At 53.2% G+C, this 15102-nt stretch carries 13 protein-coding genes and 1 pseudogene; 5 read left to right on the forward strand and 9 right to left on the reverse strand.

The window, feature by feature from the left end; translation table 11 throughout:
• Positions 1-21: 21 nt before the first annotated feature.
• Together YERSI8AC_RS17480 and YERSI8AC_RS17485 are read left to right on the forward strand one after the other, a co-directional pair.
• Positions 22-897, forward strand: a complete 876-nt coding sequence (locus YERSI8AC_RS17480; protein WP_022522395.1) for a glycine betaine ABC transporter substrate-binding protein — start codon at positions 22-24, stop codon at positions 895-897.
• 243 nt (positions 898-1140) lie between these two features.
• The gene (locus tag YERSI8AC_RS17485; protein WP_089691366.1) at positions 1141-2781 is read left to right on the forward strand and encodes a BCCT family transporter; all 1641 of its coding nucleotides are present in this window, start codon (positions 1141-1143) and stop codon (positions 2779-2781) included.
• 124 nt (positions 2782-2905) lie between these two features.
• Here YERSI8AC_RS17485 and YERSI8AC_RS17490 read toward each other — a convergent pair.
• The 4 genes and pseudogenes from YERSI8AC_RS17490 to YERSI8AC_RS17505 all read right to left on the reverse strand — a co-directional run.
• Positions 2906-2998, reverse strand: a pseudogene (locus YERSI8AC_RS17490) (IS3 family transposase); the annotation flags it as partial.
• 169 nt (positions 2999-3167) lie between these two features.
• On the reverse strand, positions 3168-3893 hold the full coding sequence (locus tag YERSI8AC_RS17495; RefSeq protein ID WP_022522392.1) for a 3'-5' exonuclease: 726 nt from the start codon (positions 3891-3893) through the stop codon (positions 3168-3170).
• A 1-nt stretch (position 3894) separates the two neighbouring features.
• On the reverse strand, positions 3895-5805 hold the full coding sequence (locus YERSI8AC_RS17500) for a DUF294 nucleotidyltransferase-like domain-containing protein (RefSeq protein WP_027958007.1): 1911 nt from the start codon (positions 5803-5805) through the stop codon (positions 3895-3897).
• Positions 5806-6069: 264 nt separating this feature from the next.
• Positions 6070-6462, reverse strand: coding sequence for a DUF4168 domain-containing protein (locus YERSI8AC_RS17505; protein WP_022522390.1), 393 nt, complete (start codon positions 6460-6462; stop codon positions 6070-6072).
• 144 nt (positions 6463-6606) lie between these two features.
• Here YERSI8AC_RS17505 and YERSI8AC_RS17510 point away from each other — a divergent pair, with 144 nt between their 5' ends.
• Positions 6607-7545 (forward strand): DMT family transporter, encoded by a 939-nt coding sequence (locus tag YERSI8AC_RS17510; protein WP_159177232.1) that lies wholly within the window; start codon positions 6607-6609, stop codon positions 7543-7545.
• Positions 7546-7758: 213 nt separating this feature from the next.
• On the opposite strand, the gene mtgA is transcribed toward YERSI8AC_RS17510, so the two are convergent.
• The 4 genes from mtgA to YERSI8AC_RS17530 all read right to left on the reverse strand — a co-directional run bounded on the left by mtgA (position 7759) and on the right by YERSI8AC_RS17530 (position 11801).
• Positions 7759-8475 (reverse strand): monofunctional biosynthetic peptidoglycan transglycosylase, encoded by a 717-nt coding sequence (gene mtgA, locus YERSI8AC_RS17515; RefSeq protein WP_009288686.1) that lies wholly within the window; start codon positions 8473-8475, stop codon positions 7759-7761.
• 10 nt (positions 8476-8485) lie between these two features.
• On the reverse strand, positions 8486-9340 hold the full coding sequence (gene fghA / locus YERSI8AC_RS17520) for an S-formylglutathione hydrolase (RefSeq protein ID WP_009288687.1): 855 nt from the start codon (positions 9338-9340) through the stop codon (positions 8486-8488).
• A 310-nt stretch (positions 9341-9650) separates the two neighbouring features.
• Entirely contained in the window at positions 9651-10760 is a 1110-nt protein-coding gene (locus YERSI8AC_RS17525) for an S-(hydroxymethyl)glutathione dehydrogenase/class III alcohol dehydrogenase (protein ID WP_027958011.1), read from the reverse strand.
• A gap of 45 nt (positions 10761-10805) precedes the next feature.
• The gene (locus YERSI8AC_RS17530; protein ID WP_159177234.1) at positions 10806-11801 is read right to left on the reverse strand and encodes an MBL fold metallo-hydrolase; all 996 of its coding nucleotides are present in this window, start codon (positions 11799-11801) and stop codon (positions 10806-10808) included.
• Positions 11802-11931: 130 nt separating this feature from the next.
• Here YERSI8AC_RS17530 and YERSI8AC_RS17535 point away from each other — a divergent pair, with 130 nt between their 5' ends.
• Positions 11932-12828 (forward strand): LysR family transcriptional regulator, encoded by an 897-nt coding sequence (locus YERSI8AC_RS17535; protein ID WP_022522386.1) that lies wholly within the window; start codon positions 11932-11934, stop codon positions 12826-12828.
• A gap of 11 nt (positions 12829-12839) precedes the next feature.
• On the opposite strand, the gene YERSI8AC_RS17540 is transcribed toward YERSI8AC_RS17535, so the two are convergent.
• Positions 12840-14207 carry an L-serine ammonia-lyase gene (locus YERSI8AC_RS17540; RefSeq protein ID WP_159177236.1) on the reverse strand — a complete coding sequence of 456 codons (1368 nt, stop codon included), beginning with the start codon at positions 14205-14207 and terminating at the stop codon, positions 12840-12842.
• A 209-nt stretch (positions 14208-14416) separates the two neighbouring features.
• On the opposite strand from YERSI8AC_RS17540, the gene YERSI8AC_RS17545 reads away from it, so the two are divergent.
• The gene (locus YERSI8AC_RS17545) at positions 14417-15064 is read left to right on the forward strand and encodes a hypothetical protein (protein ID WP_022522383.1); all 648 of its coding nucleotides are present in this window, start codon (positions 14417-14419) and stop codon (positions 15062-15064) included.
• Positions 15065-15102: the final 38 nt, after the last annotated feature.

Below are 15102 nucleotides of genomic sequence, written 5' to 3' on the forward strand. Positions count from 1 at the left end.
AATACACAAGGGAGAAAGTGAATGAAACATCGCACATTGAACCTCCGTATCCGTCTTGCTTCGCTGGCACTGCTAGCAGGTGCTGGTGTGACCGTCAGCAGCGCGGCGCAGGCTGAAGAAGAGAAAGGCATGGTTAACCTGGCCTACGTAGAGTGGTCTTCCGAAGTCGCTTCAACTAACGTGGTCGCTGCAGTACTTGAGCAAGCGGGCTATGACGTCGAGCTAACCTCACTCTCAGCGGCGGCTATGTTCCAGGCGCTCTCCACTGGCGATGCGGATGCCATTGTCGCTGCTTGGCTGCCAACCACTCACGCCGATTACATGGAACGCCTGGGCGATAGTATTGAAGACCTTGGCCCCAACCTGGATGGCACCAAGCTGGGCCTTGTGGTTCCAGAGTATACCGACGTCGACTCGATTGCAGATCTTAACGATAACGCCGACAGCTTTAACGGCGAGATCATCGGTATTGACCCCGGTGCAGGCTTAATGAGCCTCACCGAAGAGGTTGTGGATACCTATGACCTTGAGCTGAATCTGCGTAGTGGCAGCGGTGCCACCATGACAGCGGCACTGTCGAGTGCAATTAATAACGAGGAAGATGTCGTTGTTACTGGCTGGACGCCCCACTGGATGTTTGCCCGCTTTGATCTCAAATATCTAGAAGACCCTGAAAACGTCTATGGCGGTGCAGAGCAGATTCACACCGCAGTTCGCCAAGGCCTGGAAGATGACATGCCAGAAGCTTATGCCATTCTCGATGCTTTCGAGTGGACGCCAGAGCAGATGGGCGAAGTCATGCTGATGAACCAGGAAGATGGCAGCGATCCCTATGAGAACGCGAAGCAGTGGGTTGAAGATAACCAAGACGTAGTCACAGAGTGGCTCGATAGCTAAACGAGCCAAGCAGTTACGGTAGCAGGGGGCGGGTGGCCCTCTGTTGTCGTTTTAAGAACTGTTTTAAGCCCTGCTATTAAGTACTGTTTAAGCGCCAAGGTTCACATTACGTTGAATACTCTCATAATAGATTTGCTACTGTGAGCACCTAAGCGCGCACCATGCAATGTGGGTTGATGACCACATTTTGGTTTCTGTTCACCCTTTTGATCGACACTTCTTGATCGAAATAGAGAGGTTCCTGTGGATAACCACGACGATAAACGCCCCCCTAAAGAGCCCGCCTCTGAGGGCATACCCGCCCCAGACGGTCCGGCTAACCTGATCGATACCGATTATGTCATCGGCCAAGACAACATCACTACTAACACCATGGGTCTCAATCTTGACCTGCACGGCAAGGTGTTTAGCATTTCGGCAATCATCGTGCTGCTGTTTGTGGTGCTAACCCTGGCGCTGCAAGATACGATTGCGCCTATTTATGATGCTATTTTTGGTTTTTTGACCGGCAACCTTGCGTGGTTCTTTATTTTAGCGGCGAATATATTCGTCATCTTGTGTATTGGTCTGATCTTCTCTCCTCTAGGTAAAATCCGCATTGGTGGCGCCGATGCCAAGCCTGATTTTACCTATATGGGTTGGTTTTCAATGCTGTTCGCCGCGGGCATGGGCATTGGCCTAATGTTCTTCGGTGTTAACGAACCGCTGACACACTTTGGCACTTCATTTGACGGTGGCAGTTGGGCGCCGCTTGCGGGTGCGGAAGGCAATGCTGCCGGTGCTGAAGCGTTAGCTATGGCCGCAACCATCTTCCACTGGGGCCTGCACCCCTGGGCGATTTACGCGGTGGTCGCGCTTTCCCTGGCGCTGTTCTCTTTCAATAAGGGCCTACCGCTATCCATGCGTTCAGTGTTCTACCCCCTTTTGGGTGAGCGCGTATGGGGCTGGCCAGGCCACGTGATTGATATTTTGGCAGTGTTTGCCACTTTATTTGGTTTGGCTACGTCCCTTGGTTTAGGGGCAACCCAAGCAGCAGCAGGCCTCACTTACCTGTTTGGTGCGCCGGAAAGTGATATCACCATGATCCTGTTGATCATCGGTATTACGATGATCGCCATCGGCTCAATCGTGGCAGGCGTTGATAAGGGCGTACAGCTGCTCTCCAAAATCAATATTATTCTTGCGGCAATGCTACTTTTCTTTGTGATTGCTGTTGGCCCTACCCTGATGATTGCCACGGGCTTCTTTGAAAACCTTTGGAACTATGCGGTTCATCTACCTGCGTTATCGAATCCTTTTGGTCGTGAAGATGCCAACTTCAGCCAGGGCTGGACAGCCTTCTACTGGGCCTGGTGGATCTCCTGGTCTCCGTATGTCGGTATGTTTATTGCGCGGGTATCCCGCGGTCGTACAGTGCGTGAATTTCTGGTCTCGGTGATGCTGGTGCCGTCCACTGTATCAGTACTATGGATGACCACGTTTGGTGGCACAGCCATTGATCAGTACGTCAGCCAAGGCATTGAGGCCGTTCGCGATGCAGGCGTTGATCTGCAGCTATTCATAATGCTCGAGCAGCTGCCGTTATCACAAATCACCTCATTCGTAGCCATTGTGCTAGTCATCGTGTTCTTCGTGACGTCGTCTGACTCTGGCTCGTTGGTGATTGACTCCATCACCGCTGGCGGTAAGGTCGATGCACCGACGCCACAGCGCGTTTTCTGGGCGATCATCGAAGGCGCGATTGCCATTGCGCTACTGCTAGGCGGTGGCCTGACAGCGCTGCAAACCATGGCTGTTTCTACCGGCTTCCCGTTCACCATCATTCTGCTAGTGGCCTGCTATGCCATTATCAAGGGGTTGATGAGCGAACCTAAAGCCGTCTAGCGATGCTTTGAACCGACCATGGTTTTAAACCAATCATAAGTTTAAAGCTTGCTGGTACTGTTCAAATTTAGCTAGTAAACGGGCAACCCAATGAACTGACCCCATAAACTTGGACAGTGAAAAACTAAGCAGCCAAGGCCTGATTTCGGTACTGCACCGGACTCAGGCCTTTTAATTTGGTCTTAATCCGCTCGTGATTGTAGTAATGGATATAGTGACTCTTGTAACCCTGCTGTCCTTCTGCGTAGCGTTGCACTACTAGTAACTTGAACGCTTCATTATGTTTCGTCATGAAAAACACCCCAATCGTTGGATGAGCGTCCAACTTTTGGGGTGCAGTTCACCAATGGGTTGCCCGTTTTTGTTGGTATGTCGACAGCTAAGCATCAACACCAAATATCTTTCAATGGCGTTTCAGGTCGATAATGGGTGGCTATTTGCGCCTGCAATAGCTCTGCGGTGGCCAATGCATCCACTAGGGCATGATGTCCTTGATAAGGGGGCAAGCCATAGCGCTCACGACTCGCATGCATACGGATGGAAACCGGTGGGCGACCCAGCCAGCGGCGGAACCGCGCCCATAGGGTTTGGCGGTGCATCCGCGCTTCCAGCGACATGGTATCAATCATCGGAAACAGCACCCCTTCCCCACGTCGGGCTTTGACAGCTGCATTCAAAAAGGGCCGTTCAATATTGCGAAAATGAACGACCACTAGGCGACCTGCTAGCTGGGCCAGCAGTTCGTCCAGTATCGCATCTAAGTCCGGCGCCTGGGCGATCTCTGAATGGGTAATGTGGTGGTAGGTAATTGAGGCTTCTGCTAGCGGCCGCGAAGGGTTCACTACCCAATAGCGCCGCTCAGCCAATTTGATACGATTTAACGTGAAGGGCACGAGGCCAATACTAACAATCGCATGGCGCCTCTCATCCAGCCCAGTGGTTTCCATATCCAGCGCCACCATGGGCACCTCAGAAATGGGCGTTTCAGGATCAGGCAACGGCGTACCAAAGAATTGCTGAAGGGCAGGATTTTTCGCTTGTTGCGCTCGTTGGGCCATATAGCCCTTCCAATCGGCCTGGACGATTTTTTGACGTGGACGTATACCGCGCATCTTAGCGCCCCTGCCGTTGTGCAGGCATGGGATAGCGGAACTTGAGGAATTTTTGCGCGTTGCTAAGCACCTGGAAGGCGTCTTTCAGGGTGTGGCGTTCGCTGTCCGCCACGTTTTCGGGCTCGATATTGTTATCCGGCAGGCGATCCTCTTGTAGGTCAATCATTTGATGGCGAATCCGCGACATGCATAAAAACTCAAACGCATAACTTAGCTTGTCGCTCATGCCGGTCGCCAATAGTTGGGTCTTACTGATGTCATTCAAGCGCTGAAAGGAGTTCTGCGCTTTGGAACCGCAGGCCAAAGCGTGAATACGCACCAAATCCACCATCGGCGCAGTTCCCCGGCGCTTCAAGTTGATCGAGTTGTTGTGCTTGCCATCTTGCTCCATCACAAAGGTACGGAAAAACCCTAGCGGTGGCGTACGGTTTAAGGCATTGCGCGCCATGGCAGCTAAAAACAGCGGTGATTTTGGCGCTGTCTCGGCAATCAAATCTTGCAGCGTTTCCACATAAAGGTCTTCGCCATAGCAACTATCCAGGTCAAAGAAAATCGAGCTGTGCAGCAGCCGTTCAGGCGTGGGATTGGCCATCCAATCCTGAAAATACCCCTTCCAAACGCTGAGCGGCTGACGCCACTGAACGTTGGTCGCCATAACGTCACCTTTGCAGTAGGTGTAACCGCAGGCATCTAAGCCATCGCTGACAATTTTTGCCAGGGCGTAAAAGTAGTCGTCATGCTCTTCGGGATTAAACTCGTCGGAGAGGATCAGCGCATTATCCTGGTCAGTGACGATGCTCTGCTCATTGCGGGCCATTGAGCCATTCACCATAAAACAATAAGGCACCGGCGGGGGGCCAAGTTCAGCTTCAGCCATTTCCAGCAACCGTCGAGTAAAGCTGCGTCCGATCGTGGAAAGGGCGCTACCCACCATCTGCGAGTTAGCGCCCTCTTGCACCATACGCACAAACGCCGCGCTCACATCCGGCGCCAAGCGTGCCAGCCCCTGGGCGCTGGACTGATTAAAAATATTGCTGACCAGATAGAGACCACTGTGGGTCTCGTAGCGAATAATGTCGGAGAGATGCACTACGCCCACAGGGCGCTGACGATAGAGCACAGGCAGGTGATGCACGTTACTGCGCAACATCGTCAGCATCGCTTCATAAACAGAGGCGTCAGACTGGATAGTAATTAGCCGCGAGGAAATCACTTCACCGACGGAGGTTTGTGGCGATAGCCCCTCGGCCACAATGCGGGTACGAAAATCACTATCGGTTAAAATACCGCACATCTGCCAAGTTTGGCCTTCGCTATCTTTAAAACTGTAGCGAGGGTTATCGCTCCCCTCTTTTATTACCAGCAGGGCGGAGGCTTGAGCCTCGCTCATTTGCTGCGCGGCGTGCTGAACGCTGGTAGACGTTTCCACCATTACTGGATAGCGGGTTAGCAGCTTGCGTATCCGCGTCACCATCATGTCGTTGGATTTCTTTTGCTGCTCGGCAGCGCTCTCAAGCCGCGGTCGCTCCAACTCGACAAAATCCGCAAAATGGTCATCCTCCTCGCACAATCGCAGGAAGACCGCCTTGGGAATAAAATAGATCAGGGTATCTTCGATCGCCTGGGCTGGGAAACGCACCTTATGGTTACGCAAGAGGCTGAAGTGACCGAAAATATCGCCTTCGCCCAGGCGGTTATACAGCTCGCCCTGACTACGATAAACCTCCACAGCGCCACTGCGGATATAGCAAAGATCATTGAGCATCTCGTTAAGCGTTAATATGCTGCTACCTGTTTTGAAGTAGCTCACTTCCACCTGCTCAGCAATGGCATCAAGGAGATCATCCGACAGCCCATCAAAAGGGGGAAACCGTCCCATATGTTGGCGTATTTCTAACAGTTCGACATCCATACGGGGACTCCTTGGTGTTGCCGGTCAATAGGCTGGATAATCAACGCATAATCTAAAGTGTGGCGGGAAGGCTAAGTTAGGTAAACCCCACTAAGGATAATAAAACTAACCGTAGGCCAATCGGCTCACAAAAAAAGCCCGGTGCAGTTATGCACCGGGCTTTGGTGGCCGAAACCATACTAATATTAACGTTGCTAAATAAAGGTTGCTATATTAGCCAGACCCAATTAGCAAAAACACATCAGCCACTTTTAGCAGTATGACTTATGACTGGTTAGCCATTTCCTGCACACGCTGCATCATTTCCGGATCTTGCTGAATGGATTGACCAATAGCGTTGAAAGTATCAACATCTAGGCCGCTGTCTTCGACCACTTCGATCATGCGGTCGTTAGCTTCGGTACGCACTTCCTGTTGCGCTGATTCATCTTCCGCTTCCTGCAGACGCTGGGTATATTCCTGAGAAATAACCGCAATTTCTTGAGAAGCATCGGCAAACTGCTGGAGCTGGTCGTCAGAAAAATCCTGGGCAGGAGCTTGCTGGGTTGCCATTGGATCTTGTGCAGCGCCTTGTTGCTCTTCCTGGGCGTGGGCGGTGGCCGTCATCAAACCGGTCGCGAGCAGGGCAGCGGAGAACAGAGCAGTCATACGTTGCATAGAAGAAACCTCAATATTGCGTTGTGTATGTGCCCTCTGTGACGCGCCATGCTCAAGCAGGTTCAATCTTTTATGTAAAAGTTAGTAACAAAAAGAACCAAACGTATCTAAAAGACGAATTAAACACGCCACCTCGGAAATAATATGTCTAGCATATTCAGAAAGTTACATAAAAACGACTTACCTTCAGCAGGGCTTGCCGCCATGCCCGCACTTTTTGTTCTGCTTTGGAGCACTGGCTTTATTGGTGCGAAGTTCGGCCTGCCTTACGCAGAACCTTTTACGTTTCTGTTTATTCGCTTTGTACTCACGCTACTGCTACTGACTCCGCTGGTCGTCGTGATGCGGATACCTTGGCCCTCATCACCCAGGCTATGGACACATATCGCCATATCAGGCTTTCTAGTCCATGGTGCTTACTTAGGTGGCGTCTTCTATGGCATTTACCTGGGCATGCCCGCCGGTTTAGCGGCCTTACTGGTGGGGCTGCAGCCACTTCTGACCGCCGCCTTCGCTGGCCCACTGCTGGGTGAGCAGCTCTCTTGGCGCCAATGGACAGGGCTAGCGCTGGGCCTGATAGGTATCAGTTTAGTCCTCGGCAGTAAGCTTGAGCTGGGTGAGTCGCTGTTTGACGGCTTCGGGATTAGTGCTCTGCTGTGTGTCACCGCCGCGTTAATGGGGATTTCGCTGGGTACGCTCTATCAGAAAAGATACTGCACCAGCATGCCGCTGCTTTCCGGGGCGGTTATTCAGTATTTGGCAGCAGGCGCTCTGCTAGGCGTTGGTGCCCTGCTTTTTGAGACGCGCCAAGTGGAGTGGAGCAGCACCTTTGTGCTGACCCTGGGCTGGTTGGTGTTGATTCTCTCAATTGCCGCTATTCTGTTACTCATGGCCTTGATTAAAAAGGGGGAAGCCTCGCGTGTAGCGAGTCTTTTTTATCTTGTGCCGCCAGTCACGGCGCTTCAGGCGTGGTGGCTCTTTGACGAACGCCTTCCCTTGTTAGGGCTTGTGGGTATGTTGGTGGCCATCACTGGGGTAGTGATGGTGATACGGAAACCCGGCCCTAAGGCGATTAGACGATGACCCGATTTTTATAATGGTCGATAATTTTATTCCAGGGCTTGGCTAAACATGTCAGCACAACACCACTGCGCCAGGGTGAACGGACACTGTAACCGTTGCGATTCTCCGGTACCTTTTATTCCCATGCAGCATGGGTTATTACTTCTCCTATCCCAATCTAGAGGCACTGGGAAAATTGACGTCGCTAAATACGGCTAGCGTGGCTAAAAATAGCTATAGATGTTGCAAATAATCAGCCCCACCTAAGTTACGCATCTGCTGGCGAATCCACTGGCTTCGCCGCTCAACCTGGGCATCGGGGCGTGCGGCGCTGCGCGTCAGGGGGCTGGGTAAGATAGCCGCGAGAAGACTTGCCTGGCGCTCAGTTAACGAAGCTGAAGAAACGCCAAAATAGTGCTGAGCAGCGGCTTCTAGGCCAAACACACCGCGATCCCACTCGGCGACGTTGAGATAGACCTCTAAAATACGCTGCTTGCTCCAGAGTATCTCGATCAGTAGCGTAAACCACGCTTCTAGCCCCTTCCGCGTCCAGCTGCGACCTGTCCACAGAAAAACGTTTTTAGCCGTTTGTTGGCTCAAGGTACTGGCACCGCGCAGTCGTCCGCCGTCCCGACTAGCCTGCAATGCGCGGCGCAGTTCGACCAGATCAAACCCGCCGTGGTGTGGAAAGCGCTGATCCTCCGCGGCAATCACTGCCAGCTTAGCGTTCACCGAGAGCGAGTCCCAACCTCGCCACTCGCGCTGTATACGAATCGGATCGCTGTGGATCCAGCTCTGAATTTTGCGCTCGACCATCACCATCGATCCCGGTGGTGGAACGACCCGAAACAACAAGACCAGCGCGACCGACAACAGTACAAACGCTAAAACGCCGCGCCATACAATCCGCCATAGCAGACGCATAAAACGGCGCAGCAAGCGATTGAGCATCCCGTTATCCTTAACGCTTCATGAGGTGATCTGCATGATAGCGCAGATGATCCTCAATGAACGAGGCAATGAAGAAGTAACTGTGATCGTAGCCCGGCTGGCGGCGCAGCGTTAACGGATGATCATGCTCTTCGCAAACGGCTTCTAAACGCTCTGGCTGAAGCTGCTCTTCCAGGAATTGATCCGCTTCGCCCTGGTCGATAAACAGCCGCTGGCGTGATGCGCCGTTGGCCACCAGCTCACAGGCATCGTACTGACGCCAGCGGGACTGATCGTCCCCCAAGTAGGCGTTAAACGCCTGCTGCCCCCAAGGGCAGTTCATCGGGTTCACCACCGGTGAGAAGGCCGACACAGAGCGGAAACGACCTGGATGACGCAGCGCCAGGATCAATGCTCCGTGCCCACCCATCGAGTGTCCGCTAATCGATTCGCGCCCATTGACCGGGAAGTGCTGACGCACTACAGAAGGCAACTCCTCAATCACATAGTCGTACATGCGATAGTGGGGCTTCCAGGGTGACTCGGTGGCATTGACGTAAAACCCAGCCCCAGAGCCTAAATCATAGCTTTCATGCTCGCCGGGCAAGTCGGTGCCCCGTGGGCTGGTATCAGGGCAAACAATCGCCACGCCCAGCTCAGCGGCAATACGGTGAGCGCCCGCTTTCTGCATGAAATTTTCGTCATTACAGGTCAGCCCCGAGAGCCACCACAGCAGCGGTACGCGCTCGTTTTCCGCCTGGGGTGGCAAGTAAACGGCGAAGATCATGTCGCAGTCCAGCGCACGGGAATAGTGGCGGTAGCGCTTATGCCAGCCCCCGAAACTACGGTTGGCAGACACCAGTTCTAGAGTTTCACTCATGCTCATGGGCAGGTTCCTTTAAATACAGCAAACGCGGCAGGTCTACCCTACCGCGTTTTAGCGTTTCAAACGTGCTTCCTATACTACTTAATAATGCTAGGCCTAGTAATGCACAGGGCAAATGACTGTCTATAAAGCTCCCGATAACGCAGTGTCAGGGCAGGTTGGAGTGAGGGTCTTTTGACAGGGCCGGAAAATATTCCCGACAATTCCGGCATTTCCGCCATCCATGGCGGTCAGATGTCAAAAGTAGCGCCCACGGATGGGTTCACAGCGCCCTCACGGAAACCTGCTCTGACACTTAGTTGTGCAGACCTTAGTAATGCAGCACTGTACGAATGCTCTTGCCCGCATGCAGTAACTCAAACGCTTCATTGATCTTTTCGAACGGCATATCGTGGGTAATGAAATCGTCGATATTGATTTCGCCGTTCATATAACGATCAACGTAGCCCGGCAGCTCGCTGCGTCCTTTTACGCCACCAAAGGCGGAGCCTTTCCAGACCCGCCCGGTGACCAACTGGAATGGCCGTGTGGAGATCTCTTCACCGGCTCCAGCAACACCAATGATGATCGATTCACCCCAGCCTTTGTGGCAGCACTCCAGCGCTGAGCGCATCACATTGACGTTGCCGATACACTCAAAGGAGTAGTCAACGCCGCCATCGGTCAAATCGACAATGACCTGCTGGATTGGATCTGAGTACTCTTTGGGGTTCACAAAATCAGTGGCGCCAAACTGCTTGGCCAGCTCAAATTTATCAGCGTTGACGTCGATAGCAATAATACGCCCCGCCTTGGCCATTACCGCGCCTTGAATGACGGCCAAACCGATAGCTCCGAGACCAAACACCGCCACCGTGGCGCCCGGCTCTACTTTTGCGGTATTCAGCACTGCACCGATGCCGGTGGTCACGCCGCAGCCCAGTAGGCAGATTTTATCCATGGGTGCTTCTTTAGAAACCACCGCTAGGGAGACTTCAGGCAACACGGTGTACTCGCTGAACGTGGAGGTGCCCATATAGTGATGAAGCATTTTGCCCTCGAGTGAAAAACGCGAGGTACCGTCAGGCATGACCCCTTTACCTTGGGTAGCACGCACGCTGCCACACAGGTTGGTTTTGCCCGACAAACAGAATTTACACTTTCCACACTCAGCGGTGTAAAGCGGAATAACATGGTCGCCTGGCTTAAGGCTGGTAACGCCCTCGCCGACTTCCTGTACAACGCCGGCACCTTCATGGCCCAACACGGCAGGGAAGTTACCTTCGGGATCAGCACCGGAGAGCGTGTAAGCATCGGTATGGCAAACGCTTGTCGCGGCCATTTTAACCAGCACTTCCCCCGCCTTCGGGCCTTCAACATCGATCTCAACCAGTTCAAGCGGCTTACCCGCTTCCAGTGCAACAGCTGCGCGTGATTTCATATTGACTCCTAAATGTTCATTACTTCAACAACAGACACTAAGCCGTTACTCGTCAACTGCCACTGGGCCAAATTCAATCGGCAGCCAGCGATAGCCTTCTTCATCTTTTACGATATGACCAATGCCGGGAAATGGCATGTGGGCACCGGCGACCCAGTGCTTATCTTCAACCGCGCTTTCGAGCACTTCTTCTCGAGTGCGAATGGCTTGCTCGGAGTCTGAGTCAAACTCGATAGCGACAGTGGGATCAGCAAATTGAACGCCATAGCTGTGCACCACATCACCCCATACCAGCATGGCGTCATCATCGCTGTTGAGCATAAAGCTTGAGTGTCCGGCGGTGTGGCCATGGGTATCTTGGGCAACGATACCCATCAGCACTTCATCACCGGCCGTAAAAGGGTTGAAACGGTCAGCTTCCTGATAAGGCGCTACCGCCTCTTGAGCCATGGTAAAGAAGGGTTGATTGGCTTCAGGCGCCGCAGCCGCGCGCTCCTCATCCAGCCAAAAATCGGCATCGGCTTGACTCGCTCGCAGCTCAGCATTGGGATAAACCGCTTCGCCCTCCTCATTGGCCAAACCACACACGTGGTCAGGATGCAGATGGGTCATCAGCACCGTGTCGACATCCTCCGGCGAGTAGCCAGAAGCGCGCAGGTTACTCTCCACCTGACCTAACGAGGGGCCAAAGCAGGCAGCTGAGCCGGCATCAACCAGCACAAGGTTCTCGCCAGTGTGAATAAGAAAGGCATTGACCGCAGTTTGCATGCCACTCTCTGCATCGATAAATAGCGCATCCAAGCGGCGGAGAATCTCTTCTTGCTCCATGCCTTTTAACAAGGAGGTATCAATAGCCGTATGGCCATCGTACAGCGCGGTTACCTCATACTCCCCAACCATCATGCGAAACCAGCCTGGCGCCTGCTCCTGCTCCTGCTCCTGCTGCTGGGCGGGTAGCTCTGCCTGAGCACTAACTGCCCAGCCAGCGCCCACGGCCACTGCTAACGCACCGCGAGACCACTGAGATAAAGATATAGACATAAGCACAAGGCTCCATTGATAGGCTAGCGATGCTAGCAGTGTAGGCCAGCTAGGCGCTCTTGATAAACCGGGATACACTCATAAGATTATTGCCACACAGCAACAATTACTATCAACCCAGGGAGTTAGCATGCAGCACTGGAGCCGTATCGAAGCCTTTGTCGAGGTGGTGCGTTTAGGCACGTTCTCTGCTGCGGCCCGCCACCTGAAGGTATCGACCTCGCATATCAGCCGTTTGGTCAGCCAGCTCGAAAATCAGCTAGGTGTTCAGTTGCTATATCGCACCACCCGTCAAATTCGCTTAACCGACGCGGGGACTACCTACGTGGAACACTGCCGCCATCTATTTGATGGGCTGCGGGATGCCGAGCAGGCGCTTAGCGAACTCCAGGCCAAGCCTAGCGGGCTACTTAAACTGACCTCGGCCACGACCTTTGGCGAGCGCTTTATCGCCCCACTGGTGAATGACTTTCAGTGTTTGCATCCGCAGCTGGATGTTCACATGCACTTCACTAACCGACCAGTAGAACTCATTGAAGAGGGCTACGATATTGCCATTCGGATGGGCGTATTAAAGGATTCCAGCCTGATCGCCAGACGGTTATGCGACCGCCGCGAGTATATCGTCGGCTCACACAGCTACTTTCGCCAAGCGCCACGCCCGCATACGTTGAGCGAGCTTAGCCAGCACCGCTGCTTGATTGGCTCACGGCCCAACTGGCTGTTTGAAGTCAACGGTCAACGACGCGAGGTGCGCGTAGAAGGGCGCTGGAGCGGTAATTCTGGCCCTGCTTTATTAGATGCCGCACTTAAAGGGCTCGGCCTTGCACAACTGCCCGACTATTACGTAGCGCCCTACTTGGCCAGCGGTGAGCTGGTGGCCGTGCTTGAGCCTTTTCAGCACCACGATACCGCTGTCTGGGCGGTATACCCTCGCCACCGTCACCTGTCGCCCAAAATCCGCCAGCTGGTCGACTACCTAGTCACCAATATTGACAGCTTACTGCCTCCTAATCCGCTGGCCTAGCACTTGATGGCCTAGCACTCGATGGCATTGACGGCTAGCCCGCCCTTGGAGGTCTCTTTGTATTTGTCTTGCATGTCACGACCAGTATCGCGCATGGTACGGATCACTTTATCCAGCGATATAAAGTGCTCTCCATCGCCGTGCAGCGCCATTCGTGCAGCGTTTATAGCTTTGACGGAGGCGATCGCATTGCGCTCAATGCAGGGCACTTGAACAAGTCCGCCGACCGGGTCGCAGGTCAAACCGAGGTTATGCTCCAAGCCGATCTCAGCGGCGTTTTCCACCTGCCCAGGTGAGCCACCTAGCACTTCGGCAAGCCCTGCGGCCGCCATAGCACAAGCGGAGCCAACTTCGCCCTGACAGCCCACTTCAGCACCAGAAATGGAGGCGTTCTTTTTGCATAAAATGCCTACGGCCCCGGCGGTAAGCAGAAAATCCACCACATCAGCTTCGCTAGCATCGGGCTCAAACTTCAAGTAGTACGCTAATACGGCGGGCACGATGCCCGCTGCGCCGTTGGTCGGCGCAGTGACCATCCGCCGCCCGGCGGCGTTCTCTTCATTTACTGCCAACGCAAACACGTTAACCCAATCCATTACGGTAAAACTCGACACAATCAGACGCTGATTTTCCGGTGGATGAAGCAACTGCTGGTGGAGCAGCTGCGCACGGCGGCGCACATTTAATCCACCGGGCAAATGGCCTGTCGCGCGTAGGCCATTCTCAATGCTATCGCTCATAGCGTGCCAGATGGTCAGCAGCTCTTCACGGATGGCCGATTCGCTACGCCAGGCTTTCTCGTTTTCTAACATAAGCTGGCTAATACGCAGTTGATGCTGCCGGCATAGTGCGAGTAGTTCGGCCGCCGTATTGAAGGGGTAAGTCAGTTCAGTAGCATCTTCACCGACCTCGCCTTGATCAGCCTTCGCTTGATCGACATAAAAACCGCCGCCGAGGGAGTAAAACGTATTGGTCGCCACTAGCGCGTCATCACAATAGGCGCTCAGCACCATGGCATTGGGATGGAACGGCAAACAGGCCTCATCCCATTCGACATCGTTATGAGCGTCAAAAGCGATCTGTTGGCCATTGGCCAACAACAGCGGCTCGCCTTCGGCAAGTTGTTTTAACCGCGACGTAATCGTGTCTGGATCGATACTTTCTGGTGCTTCGCCCATCAGTCCCATGATGACGGCTTGATCGGTACCGTGGCCCACCCCGGTGGCGGCAAGTGACCCATGAAGCCTTACCACCAGTCGGGTAACGCGGGTATCGCCAAGCGCCAAGGCAAAATCTCGCGACGCGCGCATCGGGCCCACAGTATGGGAACTCGATGGCCCGATGCCAATTCGAAAAAGATCAAACACACTAATAGCCATGTCTATTACGCCTCACAACACTGTTATTACCTGCCTATGGGACACTTTGCAGCGCCGATGACCAAACGTCGAGTGATTAACCGCAATATCGACGTGCCAACACATAACTGTGACGATATAATGAACATTCAACCCTGCATGTTTTTATATGCACATGTCATTGCAAAATTGTGTAGTAGCTACGCTGCTTACCCACAAAGGATGTCGGTATGTCTCCCCCCCCTGCCTGGCCTATCGGATTTCAAACCATTTTAGTACGTGCAGTACTGTACGTACTGTTTATCGGTGCGATTACCCAAGGTGCCTATTTAGAAGCGCTCTATCTCCCCTCAGTACGCTTTTCTGAGCTGGGTTTTACCGAATTTACCCAAACGCTGGTGCTAGCCACCTGCTGTGCAATGCTGATTTACATTCGTCATGTACTTAAAGTGTGGCCCACCGTTACACTGCTGCTGCTAGCATTTGTGGCCGCCTCCCTGGTACGCGAACAGGATCACTTTTTAGATAACTATGTGGCTGATAACACCTGGAAGGTACTCGTTGCACTGATTATTCTCCCATCGCTTTTTTGGGTGGTGAAGCAGCGCCAACGTTTTCTTGCAGAGTTCGCTCATTACAGCAACACCTTCGCCTTTGGTTTGTTTACGGCAGGCGTGCTGACCACTTATATATTTTCGCGCCTGTATGGGCGGCAAGAGTTCTGGCAAGCCGTTCTTGAAGACAGCTATTCAGGAACCTTTAAGAGTGTTGCTGAAGAAGTCGTCGAACTACTCGGTTATAGCCTAATTCTGATCGCCACCCTGGAATTGCTACTACTGGCTCGCCGCATTTATAAAGCCCGGCAGATACCCAATTAAGCGCGGCACACATCGTCTTCAACAATAGTCCCCATAAA

This window comes from Halomonas sp. 113 (assembly GCF_904067645.1).
Lineage (GTDB): Bacteria > Pseudomonadota > Gammaproteobacteria > Pseudomonadales > Halomonadaceae > Vreelandella > Vreelandella titanicae.